General features: G+C 44.1%; 16 protein-coding genes. 9 read left to right on the top strand and 7 right to left on the bottom strand.

What is annotated here, in order from left to right:
- Nucleotides 1–436: PleD family two-component system response regulator (locus tag A3729_RS12360; protein ID WP_156497922.1), on the bottom strand; the 436-nt coding region annotated here is incomplete at its 3' end.
- A 300-nt stretch (nucleotides 437–736) separates the two neighbouring features.
- Between A3729_RS12360 and A3729_RS12355 the strand changes: the two genes are divergently transcribed.
- Together A3729_RS12355 and A3729_RS12350 are read left to right on the top strand one after the other, a co-directional pair.
- Nucleotides 737–1,219, top strand: a complete 483-nt coding sequence (locus A3729_RS12355; protein WP_068516464.1) for a YajQ family cyclic di-GMP-binding protein — start codon at nucleotides 737–739, stop codon at nucleotides 1,217–1,219.
- Between the two features lie 74 nt (nucleotides 1,220–1,293).
- Nucleotides 1,294–2,841: an MFS transporter gene (locus A3729_RS12350; protein ID WP_068516461.1), complete on the top strand. Its 1,548-nt coding sequence runs from the start codon at nucleotides 1,294–1,296 to the stop codon at nucleotides 2,839–2,841.
- Nucleotides 2,842–2,871: 30 nt separating this feature from the next.
- On the opposite strand, the gene A3729_RS12345 is transcribed toward A3729_RS12350, so the two are convergent.
- From A3729_RS12345 to A3729_RS12335, 3 genes are all read right to left on the bottom strand, one after another.
- A complete protein-coding gene (locus tag A3729_RS12345; RefSeq protein WP_068553714.1) occupies nucleotides 2,872–4,791 on the bottom strand; it encodes an EAL domain-containing protein in 1,920 nt (639 codons plus the stop codon).
- Between the two features lie 235 nt (nucleotides 4,792–5,026).
- Nucleotides 5,027–5,344, bottom strand: coding sequence for an MGMT family protein (locus tag A3729_RS12340; RefSeq protein ID WP_068509027.1), 318 nt, complete (start codon nucleotides 5,342–5,344; stop codon nucleotides 5,027–5,029).
- Nucleotides 5,345–5,350: 6 nt separating this feature from the next.
- Nucleotides 5,351–6,112: an SDR family oxidoreductase gene (locus A3729_RS12335; protein WP_068509029.1), complete on the bottom strand. Its 762-nt coding sequence runs from the start codon at nucleotides 6,110–6,112 to the stop codon at nucleotides 5,351–5,353.
- Nucleotides 6,113–6,261: 149 nt separating this feature from the next.
- On the opposite strand from A3729_RS12335, the gene A3729_RS12330 reads away from it, so the two are divergent.
- The 6 genes from A3729_RS12330 to gspD all read left to right on the top strand — a co-directional run bounded on the left by A3729_RS12330 (nucleotide 6,262) and on the right by gspD (nucleotide 12,904).
- On the top strand, nucleotides 6,262–6,786 hold the full coding sequence (locus A3729_RS12330) for an FxsA family protein (RefSeq protein WP_068509064.1): 525 nt from the start codon (nucleotides 6,262–6,264) through the stop codon (nucleotides 6,784–6,786).
- 162 nt (nucleotides 6,787–6,948) lie between these two features.
- Nucleotides 6,949–7,239, top strand: a complete 291-nt coding sequence (locus tag A3729_RS12325) for a co-chaperone GroES (RefSeq protein ID WP_068509031.1) — start codon at nucleotides 6,949–6,951, stop codon at nucleotides 7,237–7,239.
- Nucleotides 7,240–7,315: 76 nt separating this feature from the next.
- Nucleotides 7,316–8,950, top strand: a complete 1,635-nt coding sequence (gene groL / locus A3729_RS12320) for a chaperonin GroEL (RefSeq protein WP_068633921.1) — start codon at nucleotides 7,316–7,318, stop codon at nucleotides 8,948–8,950.
- 279 nt (nucleotides 8,951–9,229) lie between these two features.
- Nucleotides 9,230–9,997, top strand: coding sequence for a type II secretion system protein N (gene gspN, locus A3729_RS12315; protein WP_068509035.1), 768 nt, complete (start codon nucleotides 9,230–9,232; stop codon nucleotides 9,995–9,997).
- Between the two features lie 13 nt (nucleotides 9,998–10,010).
- On the top strand, nucleotides 10,011–10,868 hold the full coding sequence (locus tag A3729_RS12310) for a type II secretion system protein N (protein WP_197469962.1): 858 nt from the start codon (nucleotides 10,011–10,013) through the stop codon (nucleotides 10,866–10,868).
- Between the two features lie 56 nt (nucleotides 10,869–10,924).
- A complete protein-coding gene (gspD, locus tag A3729_RS12305) occupies nucleotides 10,925–12,904 on the top strand; it encodes a type II secretion system secretin GspD (protein WP_231872239.1) in 1,980 nt (659 codons plus the stop codon).
- An 85-nt stretch (nucleotides 12,905–12,989) separates the two neighbouring features.
- Here gspD and A3729_RS12300 read toward each other — a convergent pair whose 3' ends face one another.
- Nucleotides 12,990–13,856, bottom strand: coding sequence for an HDOD domain-containing protein (locus A3729_RS12300; protein WP_068509039.1), 867 nt, complete (start codon nucleotides 13,854–13,856; stop codon nucleotides 12,990–12,992).
- A 172-nt stretch (nucleotides 13,857–14,028) separates the two neighbouring features.
- Here A3729_RS12300 and A3729_RS12295 point away from each other — a divergent pair, with 172 nt between their 5' ends.
- Nucleotides 14,029–15,231 (top strand): class I SAM-dependent rRNA methyltransferase, encoded by a 1,203-nt coding sequence (locus A3729_RS12295; protein ID WP_068509041.1) that lies wholly within the window; start codon nucleotides 14,029–14,031, stop codon nucleotides 15,229–15,231.
- Between the two features lie 29 nt (nucleotides 15,232–15,260).
- On the opposite strand, the gene A3729_RS12290 is transcribed toward A3729_RS12295, so the two are convergent.
- A complete protein-coding gene (locus A3729_RS12290; protein WP_068509043.1) occupies nucleotides 15,261–16,271 on the bottom strand; it encodes an imelysin family protein in 1,011 nt (336 codons plus the stop codon).
- Nucleotides 16,240–16,896, bottom strand: coding sequence for an HAD family phosphatase (locus A3729_RS12285; RefSeq protein WP_068509045.1), 657 nt, complete (start codon nucleotides 16,894–16,896; stop codon nucleotides 16,240–16,242). Before A3729_RS12285 ends, A3729_RS12290 begins: the two co-directional genes overlap by 32 nt.
- Nucleotides 16,897–16,954: the final 58 nt, after the last annotated feature.

Raw genomic sequence — 16,954 nt, 5'->3', positions numbered from 1 at the left:
TGTTTTCAATGAGCAAATGATTTGCAGACAGTAAAGTATTCTGTCGCTCTGACATTCTGTCTGCGGCATACACGCGAGGAAGAAGTTGCTTAGACATTTCTGACTTGAAGATGAAGTCGTCGATACCTTTGTCGAAGGCTTCATTTAGAGCGCTGCTACCTTCTTTCGCTGTCAAGAGTATTACATAAGTAAAGTGGTTGTTTTGCTCATCTAACTGCCGGACTTGAGCTGTTAACTCTAAGCCATCAATTTCTGGCATTAACCAATCTGCAATGAGTACACTAGCTTGGCGCTTGTCTAGCATCGCTAGGGCTGTGTTGGCATCGTTGGCGATGCGGACGTCTCTATAGCCTGCTTTGCCAAGCGTTTTGGCTATGATTGTGCTGCTGAATTTTGTGTCATCCACTACTAGAATGGAAAGATCGAGATTGGGCATGAGTCCAGGTCCTTATCCGAGTCTCTGATTCTTCAATACGATATACAAATCCGTTTACTATTTCGGCTATCGCGTGTAGCGCTAAGCGCTTATGGTCAGCGTGCTTAGTTGCTACAAAATTCTACTGCGAGAAAAAGTTACTCAGCTTTATTATTGTTTCCCCAGTTTAGACGTGTTTTTAGCTTTGTGCGAAAGTCATTTACAAGAGATTCTCTTGAAACTGATTTTTCAAGTAACTACTCAAGTCACTACCCGCTATAATGGGGAAAATTTATTGTTAATGATACGCGGGAGTATACCATGCCATCTTTTGATACGGTCTCAGAACTTGACATGCATGAGGTCACAAATGCAATTGATCAAGCAAAACGTGAACTAGGTAACCGTTGGGACTTTAAAAATGTTCAGGCCGATATTGTTGTCGAAGGGACACGAGTCACTTTTTCAGCCGAGCAGGACTTTCAGCTTGAACAGCTTATCGAAATGCTGCAGATGGCATTTGCTAAACGAAAGCTTGATGTTCGTTCTCTGACTGAGGCGGGTGACAGTAAAGCGGGCAAGTTAGTTAAAAGAAGTTTTGATATCAAACAGGGAATTGATAAAGATGTTGCACGAAAAATGGTTAAGATGGTGAAAGAAGCCAAGCTTAAAGTTCAGGTGGCAATTCAAGGTGATAAAGTTCGTGTTACGGGTAAAAAACGAGATGACTTGCAAGAAGTGATGCGCTTCTTCAAAGAATCGGATCTTGATATTCCGCTGCAATTCAATAATTTTAGAGATTAAGCTTAGAACGCTGAATCGGCTGTTGCTTCCTTTAGGGTGCTTTTATCTTCAATTCGCGATGAAAATATAAAAATATGTCTCAAGCACACTTAGGCTGGCGCCAGTCTTTAAGCTCTCTAAAGCACCCTCGGGTTCTGTCGATGCTGTTCTTCGGGTTTTCGGCAGGAATTCCCTTACTGTTAATATTTTCTTCGCTGTCTTTATGGTTGCGTGAAGCAGGGGTCGAACGCTCGACGGTTACTTATTTTAGCTGGGCGGCTTTAGCCTATTCTTTCAAATTCTTATGGGCGCCACTTGTTGATCGCCTTCCTGTGCCTTTGCTAACAGCCAGAATGGGGCGTCGAAGAGCATGGTTATTGATTTCCCAGCTAGCTGTTATGTCTTCTATCGCAATGATAGCTGCCGTTAACCCGGCTCAAGAAAGTGCTTTGAGCGTTATGGCTTTTGCGGTTGTGATGCTGGGGTTCTCATCGGCGACGCAAGATATTGTAATCGACGCCTATCGAATCGAGTCTGTTGGCACCGACCTGCAGGCATTGATGTCTTCCACCTATATTGCGGGCTATCGTATTGGCATGCTGGTCTCGGGAGCAGGGGCTTTGTTACTGGCCAGCTCTTTTGGCTCATCTGGTGAGGAATATGTCTATGATGCTTGGAGATCTACCTACTTGCTGATGTCTTTGACCATGTTAGTCGGGCTTGCTACGACCTGCATGGTGAGAGAGCCGAGCACAAGTAATGATACAAATAGTGCTTTTACTTCTGCTCAATATCTGAGGTTTTTGCTGTTATTTGTCGCCAGTATTGCACTGTTTGTATCGGTGTATATTCTAGGCTCTGAACTGGCTGCAGAATTGAAAATCTTCTTGGCTGAGTTGTTTAAGAACTCTGCTTTAGGGAACTTGCTAGTTGAATGTTTACGCCTGCTTACAGGGCTTTTAACTGTCGCACTGTTTATTCGTTCGATGGCCAATACCCCCTTTTACGAAAAGACACTCATACATCAATCTTATATTGCTCCCGTTGAAGAGTTTTTTAGCCGCTACGGTCTAAAGCTAGCGGTCTTATTGTTGATATTTGTCGGCTTCTATCGTATTTCAGATATTGTCTTAGGGGTAATCGCGAATGTTTTCTTTCAGGATATGGGCTTTAGCAAAACAGAGATCGCGACGGTTGTAAAAACCTTTGGCCTATTTATGACGATCGCAGGGGGATTTTTAGGAGGCGTGTTATCTGCTCGTTATGGTGTGATCAAAATGCTTTATACCGGTGCTTTTTTAACCGTCGCAACTAATCTCTTGTTTATGCTGCTGGCAGAGTCGGGTCATAATATTGAGTTGCTGTATTTTGTGATCTCGGCCGATAACCTAACGGCAGGATTGGCCAGTGCGGCATTTATAGCCTTCCTTTCAAGCCTGACCAATGTGTCTTTTACCGCTGTTCAATATGCAATATTTAGTTCGCTGATGACGCTTTTGCCAAAAGTAATCGGAGGGTATTCGGGGAGTATGGTTGATAATTTGGGCTACTCAAACTTCTTTTTACTTGCGAGTTTGATGGGTGTCCCCGTTATTGCCTTAATATATTGGATTCAACGTTATTCTGCGTTTAAGGATGCTTAGCGGCTCTCGTTCATAGACAGTAGGCTAACGTTAAATATAGCATTGTCTGTTTTTGATAAGTTCAATGAAGTCTGTTTCCGATATTGGCGGGCAATAATGATAACCTTGAACAAGGTCGCAATGCATATCTTGAAGGAGCGAAGCCATGTGATGGTTCTCGACGCCTTCTGCGACGACTTGTATTCCCAGTGCATGAACCATCTCAATGATGCCTCGAACTAAGGTTCGATCTTCCTGTGATACGAGAATTTCATCAATAAAACTCTTATCAATTTTGAGGATTTCAATTGGTAACTTTCTCAGATAACTCAAAGATGAGTGGCCTGTACCAAAGTCATCTATTGCGGTTCTGATACCCATGCTTTTTATTTCGTGGAGCGTCTGAACTGCCAGGTCCAAATCGTCCATAATTGCGGTCTCAGTCACTTCAAGCTCAAGTGTTGAAGGGTCAATTCCAAATGTGCCCAGTGAGCGTGCTAGGTCTTCTTGAAGCAAGCCTCTATGGAAGTGACGTGCAGAAATGTTGAGTGCCAATATGAAGTCGGAGTCAAGATAGGTCTGCCACTCTTTTAGGTGTTTGCAGCATTGATGAATTACCCATTGGCTGATAGGAATAATTTGGCCATTTTCTTCAGCAATTGGGATGAACTCAAAGGGGTTGCGATATTTTCCATCTTCTTGCTTCCAACGGATCAGTGCTTCAGCGCCTTTGATGGAGCCAGTGTCGAGATCAATTTTGGGTTGGAAGAATAACTCAAACTGCTCTTGCTCTAGCGCAACATTTAACTGACTGCGTATTTTTAAGCGATGCGCTGGCTGGTCGTTCTCACTTGCTTGATATATCACATATGTATTTTTGCCACGTTTTTTGGCTTGATACATGGCAATGTCAGCATTACTAATTAATTTGTCGGAGTCATTGCCGTGATCGGGGGCGGCGGCAATGCCGATACTCGCGCTCATGTAAATATCTTCATTGCCTAAATGAAATGGTGTGCCAAAAGAGTCAACAATTGCTTGTGCAAATTGTTTGGCATTATCTGTGCCATCTTGTTTTTCCATCACTGCAATGAATTCGTCACCACCATGTCTAGATAGTAGTGTGTGAGGGGGCAGCTCGGCTTCAAGGCGCAGAGTTATGGCCTTGAGTAGTGCATCGCCAACACCGTGTCCCAGAGAGTCATTTACATCTTTAAATCCATCAAGGTCGATAAACAGGACAATCGTCTGGTCTTTGTTTTGACTTGCCGAAGTCAGGGCGGTATCGAGCCTGTTTGATAGAAGCCTGCGGTTAGGTAGGCCAGTAAGCAAGTCATGATAAGCTCGGTGACGGGCTTCCTCTTCTTTGAGTTTTAGTTCGCTGATATCCCTAAAGCTCCAAGCCAGGCCAATAATCTCGCCAGAGTTGTTTTTCGTCTGGGGGTTGGAATATGCCTCAATAGTTCGACCCTTTAGTGTTTTTATTTCACACAGACGCTGCTCTTTGGGAGTCTCGAGGCTGAATTTAAACTCGGCTGTCAGTGAGTTTGGCTCGCTGATGAGGGTTTCTGTTTCTTTTAGAAAGTCTGCTATATGGTTGATGTTCTTTTCTTCAGGGTCGATACGGAACATCTCACAGAAATTTGGGTTGTAGAGTCTGACTCTACCTTCCAGATCGAGCACTAATAGAGCTTCATGGCTCGACTCTAAACTTGCATGCAATAGTGAATGAGATTCTTTAAGCGCACTCTGGGTTATCTTAAGTTCTGTAACTTGGCGCTCTAGTTCTTTATTGCGTGTAATGAGTTCCTTTGCTGACAGTTGAACGGAGCGCTCGAGGGTTGTTCTTTGTTCATCAGCTTCGACATAACTATTATGTACGGCATTCAAAAATGCAGTAATGCGAGGGTCATCCGGCACTTCTGATAGGTGCTTTTCGATCTGCTCTAGAATGAGTTTATGGTACTTCATAGCTTTCGTTTGTACTGCATGTTACTTAATGAACGTAGAGTCATTAATTTTCTATGTTACAAGGTTATCTCTACTTCACTTTAGAGTGCGTGCTGAAAATGCTTTTTAACCTAGGAAAGCAGGAGTCGAGTTCTCATTAAGTACCCGGCACATGACTATTTCAAGTGAATCTACTTAAATTTAGACTATATTTCTGTGTTTCGCTGTGAAATTTTAATGTTACTTGAATTGTCTTTTAGCCAAGCCAGAGATATTGGCACATAGAAGTAGAGCTCAGTGGCATAGGCACGCCTTCTGTTTCCAACAGTGAAGTTTGTTCCAGAAACTTATCGGAGCCTATCGGGAAGGAGCACTTTCCTTGAGCATTAATTATTCGGTGCCAAGGAATGCGGCTGTCTTTAGGTAGTTGTTTTAATATGTAGGCGACGTAACGTGCTTTGCCTGGGTGCCCTGCCAGGGATGCTATTTTCCCGTAAGAACAGACTTGCCCGCTGGGGATGCTCGCCAAGCAGGCCAGTATAGCCTGCTTGCATTCACTTTCGTTTGTTGCCATTGGGAGTTAGATTCTTAGTCCACCATCGACATCGATGACCCGGCCTGTAAGGTAATTATTTTCAAAAATGTGCACCACACTTTGTTGAATATGGCTAGGTTGGCCGGGGCGACCTAAAGGGATAACTTTCTTCATATGGTCTTGAGCCTCAGGTTTCATACTGGCTGTCATTTCCGTTTCCATAAAACCGGGAGCGATCGCCATAGAGCGAATATTATAGCGCGCGAGTTCCTTGGCCCAAGTGACGCTTAATGCAACCACGCCAGCTTTAGCCGCGCTGTAATTACTTTGTCCAATATTGCCTTCTCTGGCGATACTGGAAATATTAATAATACAACCCTCTGAATTGGTGTTAACCATCAGGCGGGCAGCTTCACGGCCACACAGGAATACACCACTAAGGTTAACGTCGATCACGCTTTGCCATTGCTGCAGGCTCATGGTTTGGCTAACTTTGCCATCTTTAGCTTTTAGCAATAAACCGTCTCGTAGAATGCCGGCATTATTAACGAGGCCATTCAGCTTTCCAAAATCGCGCTCAATCGTATTAAAGGTGTTCTCTACGTCAGCCTCTTGGGCAACGTTGCAAACATAGGTTTTAGCTGTGACGCCCAGTGCTTCGCACTCATTAGCGGTTTCATCAAGACGTTCTGCATTCATGTCGATCAGAGCGAGATTAGCTCCTTTTTCAGCAAGGCCTAAAGCCATTTCTCTTCCTAAGCCTTGAGCGCCGCCTGTAATTGCAATAACTGCATCTTGTAATTTCATGTTCTGCCTATATTAATACCAGATTGGGGCGTGTTGGGTATCGAGGGATCACCCCTAACCCTTAAATGAGAATCTATCTTAATGGCTTGTTAGGATAAGAAAAAGGATTAATGCAGTCGGGTACTAATAAATCTCGACTTGGAGTAAGTATGCAAATTTTATTTTTACTGTTCTTGATTGTTCCTATCATTGAGATGTTGGTATTAATTGAGGTGGGCTCATTTATTGGTGTCTTTTATACAGTGTTGCTGGTGTTATTGACGGCAGTCATAGGTGTGACGCTGCTTAAAAAACAGGGGCTGAGTACCTTTATCAGAGCTAATCAGAAGATGCAAAGTGGCCAGATGCCAGTCTCTGAAATTGGTGAAGGGATGATGTTGGCAATCGCGGGAGCATTGTTGCTTACCCCTGGGTTTGTGACCGATACGATTGGCTTTATTTTATTGACGCCGGGCTTTAGAGCTTCGTTTGCCAAGATGATTGCGAAAAATCTGGTACAGAATTCCTCACAAAGCGGCTTTTATTCCCAGACAACTTATAGACAGTCGTCTCAGGCGGAGGAGCAGCCGGTTAAGGACCCTTTCTCTGCCCAGGAATTTCCCCAACGTACCGTTCCGCCTGAAGAGATCGCCGAAGGTGAGTTTCAAGAGATAAAACAAGAAAAAGAAAAATAAGTGCTTGAAAAGCTTTCTATCATCCCCATTTATAGAGTCACTTATCAATGAAAATTGTAAGTTTAAAATGCAACTTATTGTTTTTATTAAATAAAATAAAGCGCTCTTTGTTTGAGAGTGATTTTATTTTCGGATTGAAAACCTGTTAGGAGAATCAAGAAGATGAAAATCCGTCCATTACACGACCGTGTTGTTGTACGCCGCAAAGAAGAAGAGACCACAAGTGCGGGTGGTATTGTATTGCCTGGTAGTGCGACTGAAAAACCTTCTCAGGGTGAAGTAATAGCTGTGGGTACTGGAAAAATTCTGGATAACGGTGATGTTAAAGCTTTGGCTGTAAAAGAAGGCGATATTGTAGTGTTTGGTCAATATGCTGGTAATACCGTTAAGATCGATGGTGAAGAGCTATTGATTATGAGTGAAAGCGACCTTTACGGCGTGATAGAAGCTTAGTACCGGTTAGCCGGTTCAGAGAATTATTTTAAAAGTGCCTAACTAAATAGGCAAACAGTTTAAGTAGGAAAAGTATATGAGCGCTAAAGACGTTAAATTTGGTGATTCGGCTCGTCAAGGCATGTTGGCCGGTGTAAACATTCTAGCAGATGCAGTAAAGGTAACTTTGGGCCCTAAAGGTCGTAACGTTGTATTAGACAAATCTTTTGGTGCACCGACGGTGACTAAAGATGGTGTGTCTGTTGCGAAAGAAATCGAGCTTAAAGACAAGTTCGAAAACATGGGTGCGCAGATGGTAAAAGAAGTTGCATCACAAACTAATGATGCTGCGGGTGATGGAACAACGACTGCAACAGTTTTGGCTCAGTCTATCGTTAACGAAGGTTTGAAGGCTGTTGCTGCGGGTATGAACCCAATGGACCTGAAACGTGGCATCGACAAAGGTGTGCAAGTTGCAGTTCAAGCGGTTAAAGGCTTTGCTCGTCCATGTGAAGATACTAAAGCGATTGCTCAAGTAGGCACAATCTCAGCAAACAGCGATAGCTCTGTTGGTAGCATCATTGCTGAAGCGATGGAAAAAGTAGGTAAAGAAGGTGTTATCACTGTTGAAGAAGGTAGTGGCTTCGAAGATGAGCTAGCCGTTGTTGAAGGTATGCAGTTCGATCGTGGTTACTTATCACCTTACTTTATCAACAATCAGGACAATATGAGTGCAGAGCTTGAGAGCCCATTTATATTATTGGTTGATAAGAAGGTTTCTAACATTCGTGAGCTACTTCCTGTACTGGAAAGTGTTGCTAAAGCAAGCAAGCCATTATTGATCATTGCTGAAGATATCGAAGGCGAAGCGCTAGCGACTCTAGTTGTAAACAACATGCGTGGCATTGTTAAGGTGGCAGCGGTTAAGGCACCTGGCTTTGGCGATCGTCGTAAGGAAATGCTACAGGATATCGCTACTCTAACGGGTGGTACGGTTATTTCTGAAGAAGTTGGTTTGTCTCTAGAAACCGCAACAATTGATAACTTGGGTACAGCGAAGAGCGTTAACATCAGTAAAGAAAATACGACGATTATCGATGGTGCAGGTCAAGCTGCAGAAATCGAAGGGCGTGTTAACCAGATTCGTAAGCAAATCGAAGAAAGCAGTTCAGACTATGATCGTGAGAAGCTTCAAGAGCGTGTAGCTAAATTAGCTGGCGGTGTTGCGGTAATCAAAGTAGGTGCTGGTTCTGAAGTCGAGATGAAAGAGAAGAAGGCTCGTGTCGAAGATGCGCTTCACTCTACTCGTGCAGCCGTTGAAGAAGGTGTTGTTGCAGGTGGCGGCGTATCATTGATTCGTGCTCTACAAGCGATTGAAGATCTTCAAGGTGATAACGAAGATCAAAACGTTGGTATTAACTTGCTACGTCGCGCAATGGAAGCACCTATGCGTCAAATCGTTGAGAATGCCGGTGGCGAAGGTTCTGTCGTGACTGATAAGGTTAAGCAGGGCGAAGGTAGCTTTGGTTACAATGCTGCATCGGGTGAATATGGCGATATGTTGGAAATGGGTATTCTTGATCCGGCTAAGGTGACGCGTACAGCGCTTCAATCAGCAGGTTCTGTTGCTGGTTTGATGATCACTACTGAATGCATGGTTACCGATATCGTAGAAGAGGGTGCAGCAGCACCAGCTATGCCTGATATGGGTGGCATGGGTGGAATGATGTAATCCAGCCTTTCACGCTTTGTGATTAAGAAACCCGGCTTTTGCCGGGTTTCTTGCGTTTGGGGCTAAGTACTTGAGGCATGTCTCAAGAAAACCCTGCAAAGGTATGAAAAACCGTTAATAAAGGTAGATTTATCATATTAAATAGTCTGTAATTGGTCGCTTTTTAGAGCAGTAGGCTCCCTACCGGGCGGCTTAGGTATATAAGCATGATAGGTTCTCGGTAGTTTTCAGTATCTCTTGTACTGAAGTGGGTCAGATAATAGGACTTGGTCTTTACGCGTGTTGAAAAAAACAATTCTGTATCTTCTTGTTTTCTTATTGGCCTTTAGCGTTTTTGTGCTGGCTAAGGCTCCAGCGCGTGTGATTTGGGAGGGAGTTGTAGAGGCTGATCCTTCTGTAACTAATTCTCTTCGCTCTGTTGGTGTTTCGGTAAAAGGCATTGAGGGGACTATCTGGGATGGTCGTGCTTTGGTTCAGTATAAAGGCATTGCCTCAATAGTTGATTGGAATGTGAAATTATCTGAACTATATGCCTTATCACTTCCCGTTAAGCTTGATATTGATAGCCAAGCGGGCGAATTGGAGGCTGTGATTACGGTGGGCATGTCTGACATCGCTGTGACGGTTTCTCGTGGTGACCTAGACTTATCTATGCTAAGCCCAGCGCTGAGGGCGCAACGAGTCACCCTGGATGGTCAGCTATTGTTAAAGGATATACAGCTGCTAGCTGAAGATAATATGCTGCGATCAGCTGCAGGTATGATCTCGTGGTCTGGTGGCGATATTGCCTATCCTGCTCAACGCGCTATACATCAACGTAGCTTTCCTCCTTTTAGGGGGGTGATAGAAACTAGCGAAACTGGGGAAATAAAAGCAGGTGTTCGTGATAGTGGCGGATCGTTTGATGTCATTGAAGCGACGGTGAGCCCAGAGGGTGAAGCGCTAGTTAAAGTGAAAAGACGCTTATTGGATTTGGCTGATGAGCATTGGCCCCAAAACTCCAAAGAAGAAGATGTCGTGTTTAAAGTGAAAAAGAAAATTTATTAGGCTGGTGAATAATTTGATAACGCTAGGGTCAGGAACAATTGCTAGGATTCAGTCACTGTTGGCTGTGACTTTGCTTGTTTATGTCGCTTATCTGGGGGCTGGAGTGTTTTGGTATTCACTGGCTTCTTCGGATGAGCGCGCTTTAGTGTTGCCTCAGAATAAAGTTGTTACAGCTAAGAAAAGCCAGGGGCGAGATGCCAGGTTAGCTGACTATCATTTATTCGGACAAGTAGGAAAACAGGTAGTTAAAAAGCAGGATAAACCAAAAGAAGCGCCTAAGACCAGCTTAAGGTTAGCATTAAAAGGTGTTTTTATGTCAGAGCAGGCTGGCGCATCGGGTGCTATAGTAGAAGAGATTGGCAAGAAGGCGGATTACTATGGCATAGGTGATGCCCTACCAGGCAGGGCCACTTTGGAAGAGGTATATAGTGATCGTATTCTCTTGAGGCGTAACGGAAGGCTAGAAACTTTGGCTTTTGAAGAAAAGAAGAGCATCAAAGGCAGTAGCAGTTTTTCTAAGGTAACGCCGGTTAAAGCCCAGCCGAAAAGAAGAGCAAGGGTGGAATCAGTAGAAACGCCTCAGCAATTTATGGATGAGGCTGCAGAGCGCTTACAGGAAGATCCTGTCGCTGCATTGGGCTCAGTTGGGCTGAAAGCTTCTTCAGAGGGGTATGTTTACCAAGGTGGAAACCCAATGTTGTCGGGGCTAAATCTTAACAAGGGTGATGTGATACGCTCGGTGAATGGTCATAACCTTGGTGATATTCAGCGCGATAAAGAGTTAATGAAAAGTCTCTATGAGCAAGGTAGTTTGGAAGTAGAAGTGATGCGAGATGGCGCCAGCTTTTATATTAACTACCCTTTGAGATAAAAAAATTGCGGGCTCAAGCCCAGTAATGCAAATGACTTAAGTGTAAAGTGATTGTTATGAAGTCTACATTAGGAAAGAACATGTTCAGTATGGTCCGTCTCAGGTTGGTGCACTTGGTTGTTTGTGCCGCGCTGGTATTTAGCGGGAGTGCCTTCGGTGAGGAGCAAACCTGGAAGGTAAATCTGAAGGATGCGGATGTCAGAGCATTTGTTAGTCAGGTTGCCGATATAACAGGTTATAGCTTTGTTATTGACCCTCGAGTTAAGGGTAAGGTCACGGTTATTTCTAATGCTTCAATGAATAAATCTGCTGTTTACGAAATGTTTTTATCCGTCTTGGGGGTGCATGGCTTTGCAGCGATACCTGGCCAGGAAGTGATCAAGATTGTCAGACAAAATGATGCCAAGCAGAGTGCTCAGAACGATCGTTTTTTGAAAAAGGTACCATCAGAGCAAATCGTTACGCGGGTAATTCAGGTTAACAATGCTCGTGCTTTAGAGTTGGTTCCGATTCTTAGACCGATGGTGGCAAAATATGGACACCTTGCGGGTGTCGCAGCTGCCAATGCTTTGATTATTAGTGATCACCTGGCGAACATAAAACGAATTAGTAAGATTATTGATGAGCTGGATAGCCCTTCTAAATATGAACTTGAAGTTGTTCAGCTTAAAGAAGCATGGGTTGGTGATATGGTAAAGCTCTTAGAAGAGTTAGCACCTAGCGAGCTGAGTAAAGCTAAAGGAAAAAGTGGCGGCAATAAATTTAGTGTTGTTGCAGATCAGCGCAGCAATCGGCTTATCCTTCGAGGCGATGAGGCATTCCGGGAGAAAATGCGAGAGTTGATAGCCAAACTGGATCAACCTTCATCCACGGGTGGTAAAACCAAGGTAGTCCGACTTAAACATGCGGATGCTGGAGAGTTAGCTGAGTTGTTAAAGGGGCTAATGGGCGATATTAGTAGTGAGGGTGCTAAGGGTAAGGGTAAAAGCCAATCTTCAGAAGCGAGTGTTTATGCTGATGAAGGTTTGAATGCGCTGGTTATTAGAGCAGAACCTTCAGTGATTCAGGAGCTCGATGGTGTCATTGAGCAACTTGATGTTCGCCGAGCTCAGGTACTGATCGAGGCTGCGATAGTTGAAATTAAAGATGACCTGAATGACAAACTTGGTATTCAGTGGGCCTTGTATGATCAGGGTGCATCGGTTCCAGGTGTATTTACAAACTTCTCTGATGCGGGAATTGCGACGGCGAATGTATTGTCAGCGTTGATCGCGCAAGATAGCAGTGATGATGGTGATCTTAACGTCTCAGGTATTGGTGCGAGTGATGGTATTACCGCAGGTTTTGGGCGAACAAGTGAAAGTGGTGTAAGCTGGGGTGGCCTGATCCAGGCGCTTGAAGGTGATGCTAGCGCAAATGTTCTTTCTACACCTAAAGTGATAACCATGGATAATCAGGAGTCATCTATCATTGTTGGTGAGAATGTTCCAATTATCACAGGTCAGTCTACTTCTTCCGGTGCTGGAACGTCGGACCCGTTTACTACGATTGAGCGTCAGGATGTCGGTGTTAAGTTGATTGTGACGCCAAGTATCAGTGATGGCAATTTAGTTCGTTTGGAAATTGAACAGGAAATATCAGGCGTTTCTCCGTCAACGGCTGGAGCCGATATTATTACCTCGAAACGTCAGATTAAGACGAATGTTCTGGCTGATGATGGCGAGACTATTGTTCTGGGCGGCCTAATTCGTGATGACGAAACTTACCAAGAAAGCAAGGTTCCATTGCTGGGTGATATTCCCTGGTTAGGTGCTTTATTTAGAAGTACTCAGAAGGTTGTAAATAAGCAGAACTTGGTGGTATTCCTAAAACCAACGATTTTACGTGATAAAGCGGCCAATAAGGCTGTTGCCGTTGAGAAGTTTGATCAGCTATGGAATTTGAACTTGGCGATCAAGGAAAGCAATGGTGAAGATACTGAAGATTTAGTTAAACCTCAGCTTGATAGCGTATACCAAGGCATGCAGGTTAAGTAAAAGCCTTCAAAGGCTGAGTATTTATTTTCTTGAATAAAAAAGGGAGAGTCAGAGACTCTCCCTTTTTTGTTTTAAAGACTCTTGTTCAATAAACGGTGACACCCATTTCAATGAAACCTACTTTAAGGTCTTCGATATCGTAAGCAGTTAAGCCTAGGTATTCTAATATGTCATCTTGGCTATCTTCCCATTCCGGGTCGCTATCTTGTAGGCCAAGTACTTTGTAGTTTCCGCAAATATGCTCAGCCAGTTTAAGAACTGCCAGCAAGGTTTTCTGCTGCTGGTTTTTGCCGTCTTTAACTGCAAACACTTGCTTGGTGTTATGGTGTTCGGCAATAACTTGGCAGATATGCTCAGGGAGGTTCCATGACTTGGCGGTGAAATAACCGACGACACAGTGATTGGTGTTGAATTTTTCATTCTCTAAGTCAATGACTCGCTCATGCTGGCCGGAATAAGTTTTTTCCATGACGGTGATATAATCATCGAAGCGTGAAAGCATGAGAGGAATACCCGCATTATGGAACAAGCCTAATGCATAAGCTTCGTCTGGCGTGCGGTAGCCGACTTTTTTGGCAACCGCTGCGCAGACCATCGCTATGTCGTTTGCGGTATCCCAAAAAGAGGTTAATTCAATGATGGCTTCATCTGACATTTCACCTTTGATTGCCAGGCCATTCAAGATATTAATAACGGTATGAATACCCAGTAGTGATACCGCTTGCTCAATGGAGGTGATTTTATTTGCCAGACCATAAAATGGTGAATTAACAAATTTCAGCATGGTGCCGGATAAGCCAACATCCTTCGCGATTAAATTGGCTATTCGTTGAATATCCGGGGCCGGCATGATCTGTTCCATTTGTAAGTCCACAAGAATCTGGGGTTGTGGAGGTACATGAATGCCTTGAAGAATTTTTTTGACCTGGGCTTCGGTGAGTTGGTTGCTCATAATTTGCTGCTGCCTGTGACTTGCTTTATTACAAATACTGATAATTAACCTAGTAATTGTAGGATGAATTGAGAAATAAGCTAACGATGAGCAGAATAAAAATGGGCCTAAATCGGCTTGCTTGATATACTGCCGCCCAATTCAAGCTAACTAAAATATCGAGAGGTGTACGATGACTGACCAGCCTAAAACGCTTTGCCTGAATAAAGGGGCTGACAAGAGACTAAAACAGGGTCACCTCTGGATATATAGCAATGAGATTGATACCAAGCAAAGTCCCTTAAAACAGTTTGCGCCAGGCGAACAAGCTATTGTGGTCAACCAGGCGGGTAAAGCGATTGGCCGGGCTTTTATTTCTCCTGCATCACTCATCGCTGGTCGAATGATTAGCCGGGACCCTGCACAGGCAATGGACCAGTCTTTGCTCAGGCACAGGTTAAAGATCGCTTTGTCCCTCAGAGAGCAAGCCTTTGATGGGAATTCTTATCGCTTGGTTTATGGTGATAGTGATATGTTGCCTGGCCTGGTGATTGACCGCTTTAAAGACGTATTTGTTGTTCAGATTTCGAGTGCTGGAATGGAGTCTTTAAAGGATGAAATCGTTTCGGCACTTGAGAAGGTTTGTCGACCGAAAACGATTTTGTTTAAAAATAATGGCAAGATGAGATCTGCCGAGAATCTCGAGTCCTATGTTTCGCTTGCTATGGGAGAGGAGCTTGAAGACGCCGAACTGGAAGAGAACGGTGTTCGTTTTCTTGCACCAGTTATGAAGGGGCAAAAAACAGGCTGGTTTTATGATCACCGCATGAATCGGGCGCGCTTAAAAGACTATGTTAAAGGTAAGCGCGTGCTGGACTTGTATAGCTATGTGGGCGGTTGGGGAGTTCAAGCCGCTGCATTTGGGGCTGAGTCGGTTACCTGTGTAGATAGCTCTTCAATGGCGCTTGATTACGTTGAGAAGAATGCGGCACTAAATGACTTGTCTGACAAGGTAAGTTGTATTGAGGGTGATGTCTTTGACGTGTGCAAGCAGTTGAAGCTTGAAGGTGAGAAATTTGATGTTGTTATCGCTGATCCACCAGCATTTATTCCTAAGCGTAAGGACCAGAAAGCGGGTGAGATTGCTTATCAACGTTTGAATCAGCTTGCGATGCGCCTGCTAGAAAAAGATGGTTTACTGGTTTCTGCGTCGTGTTCTATGCACCTTTCGCGAGAAGCCTTGATGAAAGCTATTGCGGTAAGTGGCCAGACTTTGGAAAAGCGCTTACAAGTAATTGAGCAGGGCGGCCAAGGTGCAGATCACCCAATACTGCCAGTAATTCCGGAAACAGAATACCTGAAATCAATTTTCGTCAGAGTTTTGCCAGCATCGTAGTTTGATTAAATGAAAGTGCGATGCAGGGCTTAGTTTTGTCTCGTGCTTTCTAGTGTTTCAATGACGCGATTTGCAAGGCTTATTCTTGCGGCGATACTACTCTTGGTATCGTGCATAGCTTGCTTGCCGATCAGCATTTGAATTTGCCGACAGGCTTCGAGTTCTACTTCAGCAATTTGACGAAGTGATGCTCTGAGTTCTTCTTCAGGAATGGTGGCAAGTGCTGCTGGATAGTAGCCATCGAGCCTGTTCCAAGAAACGCTAAAAGCTTCGATATCTTGTTTGAGCAGTTTGCTTAGGAGTTTGAGGTATTTTGCTCTACGCTTGGCGCTTTGGTTCTGACTTTTGCTAGTGTTCTCGATTGAAAAGTCTGCAACGATTCTCGGGTTTCCACTCTCGCCAAAAAGCATAAACTCTAAAGCATGAAAGCCTAAGGCAACATAGGCAGAATCTCCGAGTAAATGCTCCTGATTAAGGCTATCCTTGGTCAATTCGATTTCAGAGTGAATTAAACCGCTTAGCGGGTAGCCTTGGACCTTATCTAAATAGCCAGGAATCAAAGGGTACTGATCAATGCGGTTGTGGTTCGTATGAACGAGTTCAGGAGAGCTGAGAGTCACATCCAAAACCGGATGTATGATGTTCAGGCTTTTTAGCCATTGTCTAAGAAGTCTAGTCGAGATATATGTATCGTGAGCTAGACTCCACTGCTGATGAGCTTCCTGTAGAGATTCTTTCGATGGCTGAGTCGTTAGTTTGTCGATAGAACTTTGTAGCTTAGCGGCTGCGTTGCTGGTTTCAGTAAGTAATCGATTACTCTCTTTAACCATTTGGTCGATCAAAGAGGTGGAGAGTGTTGCGATTTGACGGTTGCCAATATCTGACGATTGCTTGTTTATTGCTGAGCTTGTTTTGCTGGATGTGATATCTGGCGTTGAGGGTTCACTGCAGCCGAATAGCGCTAAACAACAGAAAGTGGTGAATAAGCCCCTGATCATGTCTTTTTTCTTAGCTTCTGAGAGTTTGTATTGGCCAGCCATTTTGTTCACTATATTCTCTTAAGGTGTCATCCGGGTCGATAGAGACTGGCGTGCTGACCAGCTTTAATAAAGGCAGGTCATTATGTGAATCGCTATAGAAAAAAGAACCTTTGAGTGTATGGTGATTCGTCTCTAACCACTCGTTCAAACGCGTAATTTTCCCTTCTTTAAAGCTGGGTGTGCCGCTTACCTTGCCTGTATATCGACCGTCGACTTGCTCGGGAAGGGTCGCTATCAGTGTATCAATGCCAAAAGCCTGAGCAATAGGCTCAGTAACAAAGTGGTTTGTGGCGGTAATAATCAGGAGAGTATCTCCGGCAGCTCTGTGTTTTTCAACAAGCTTGATTGCCTTATCAAGCATAAGTGGTTTGATTTTCTCCAGAAAAAACTCTTCTCGCCATTTCAGCAGTTGCTCTGTCGGATGTGCGGCGAGTGGGCGAAGCGCGAATGACAGGTATTTGAGGATGTCGAGTTCACCATTTTGGTAATCCAAAAGAAATTGATCATTGGCCTCTTTGTAAACTTGAGCGTCGACAATAGACTTTTCGACGAGAAATTCGCCCCAGGCATGGTCGCTATCACCCGCGATTAATGTGTTGTCTAAGTCGAAAATTGCCAGTGCCACTTATGTACTCCCCCGAGAGTGTTTTATGCTAAATAACGACCAATCACAAAGGGTCGAT

The organism is Oleiphilus sp. HI0043, assembly GCF_001634935.1.
Note: the sequence above shows the minus strand (reverse complement) of the source record. Positions and strands in the feature narration are given on the sequence as shown.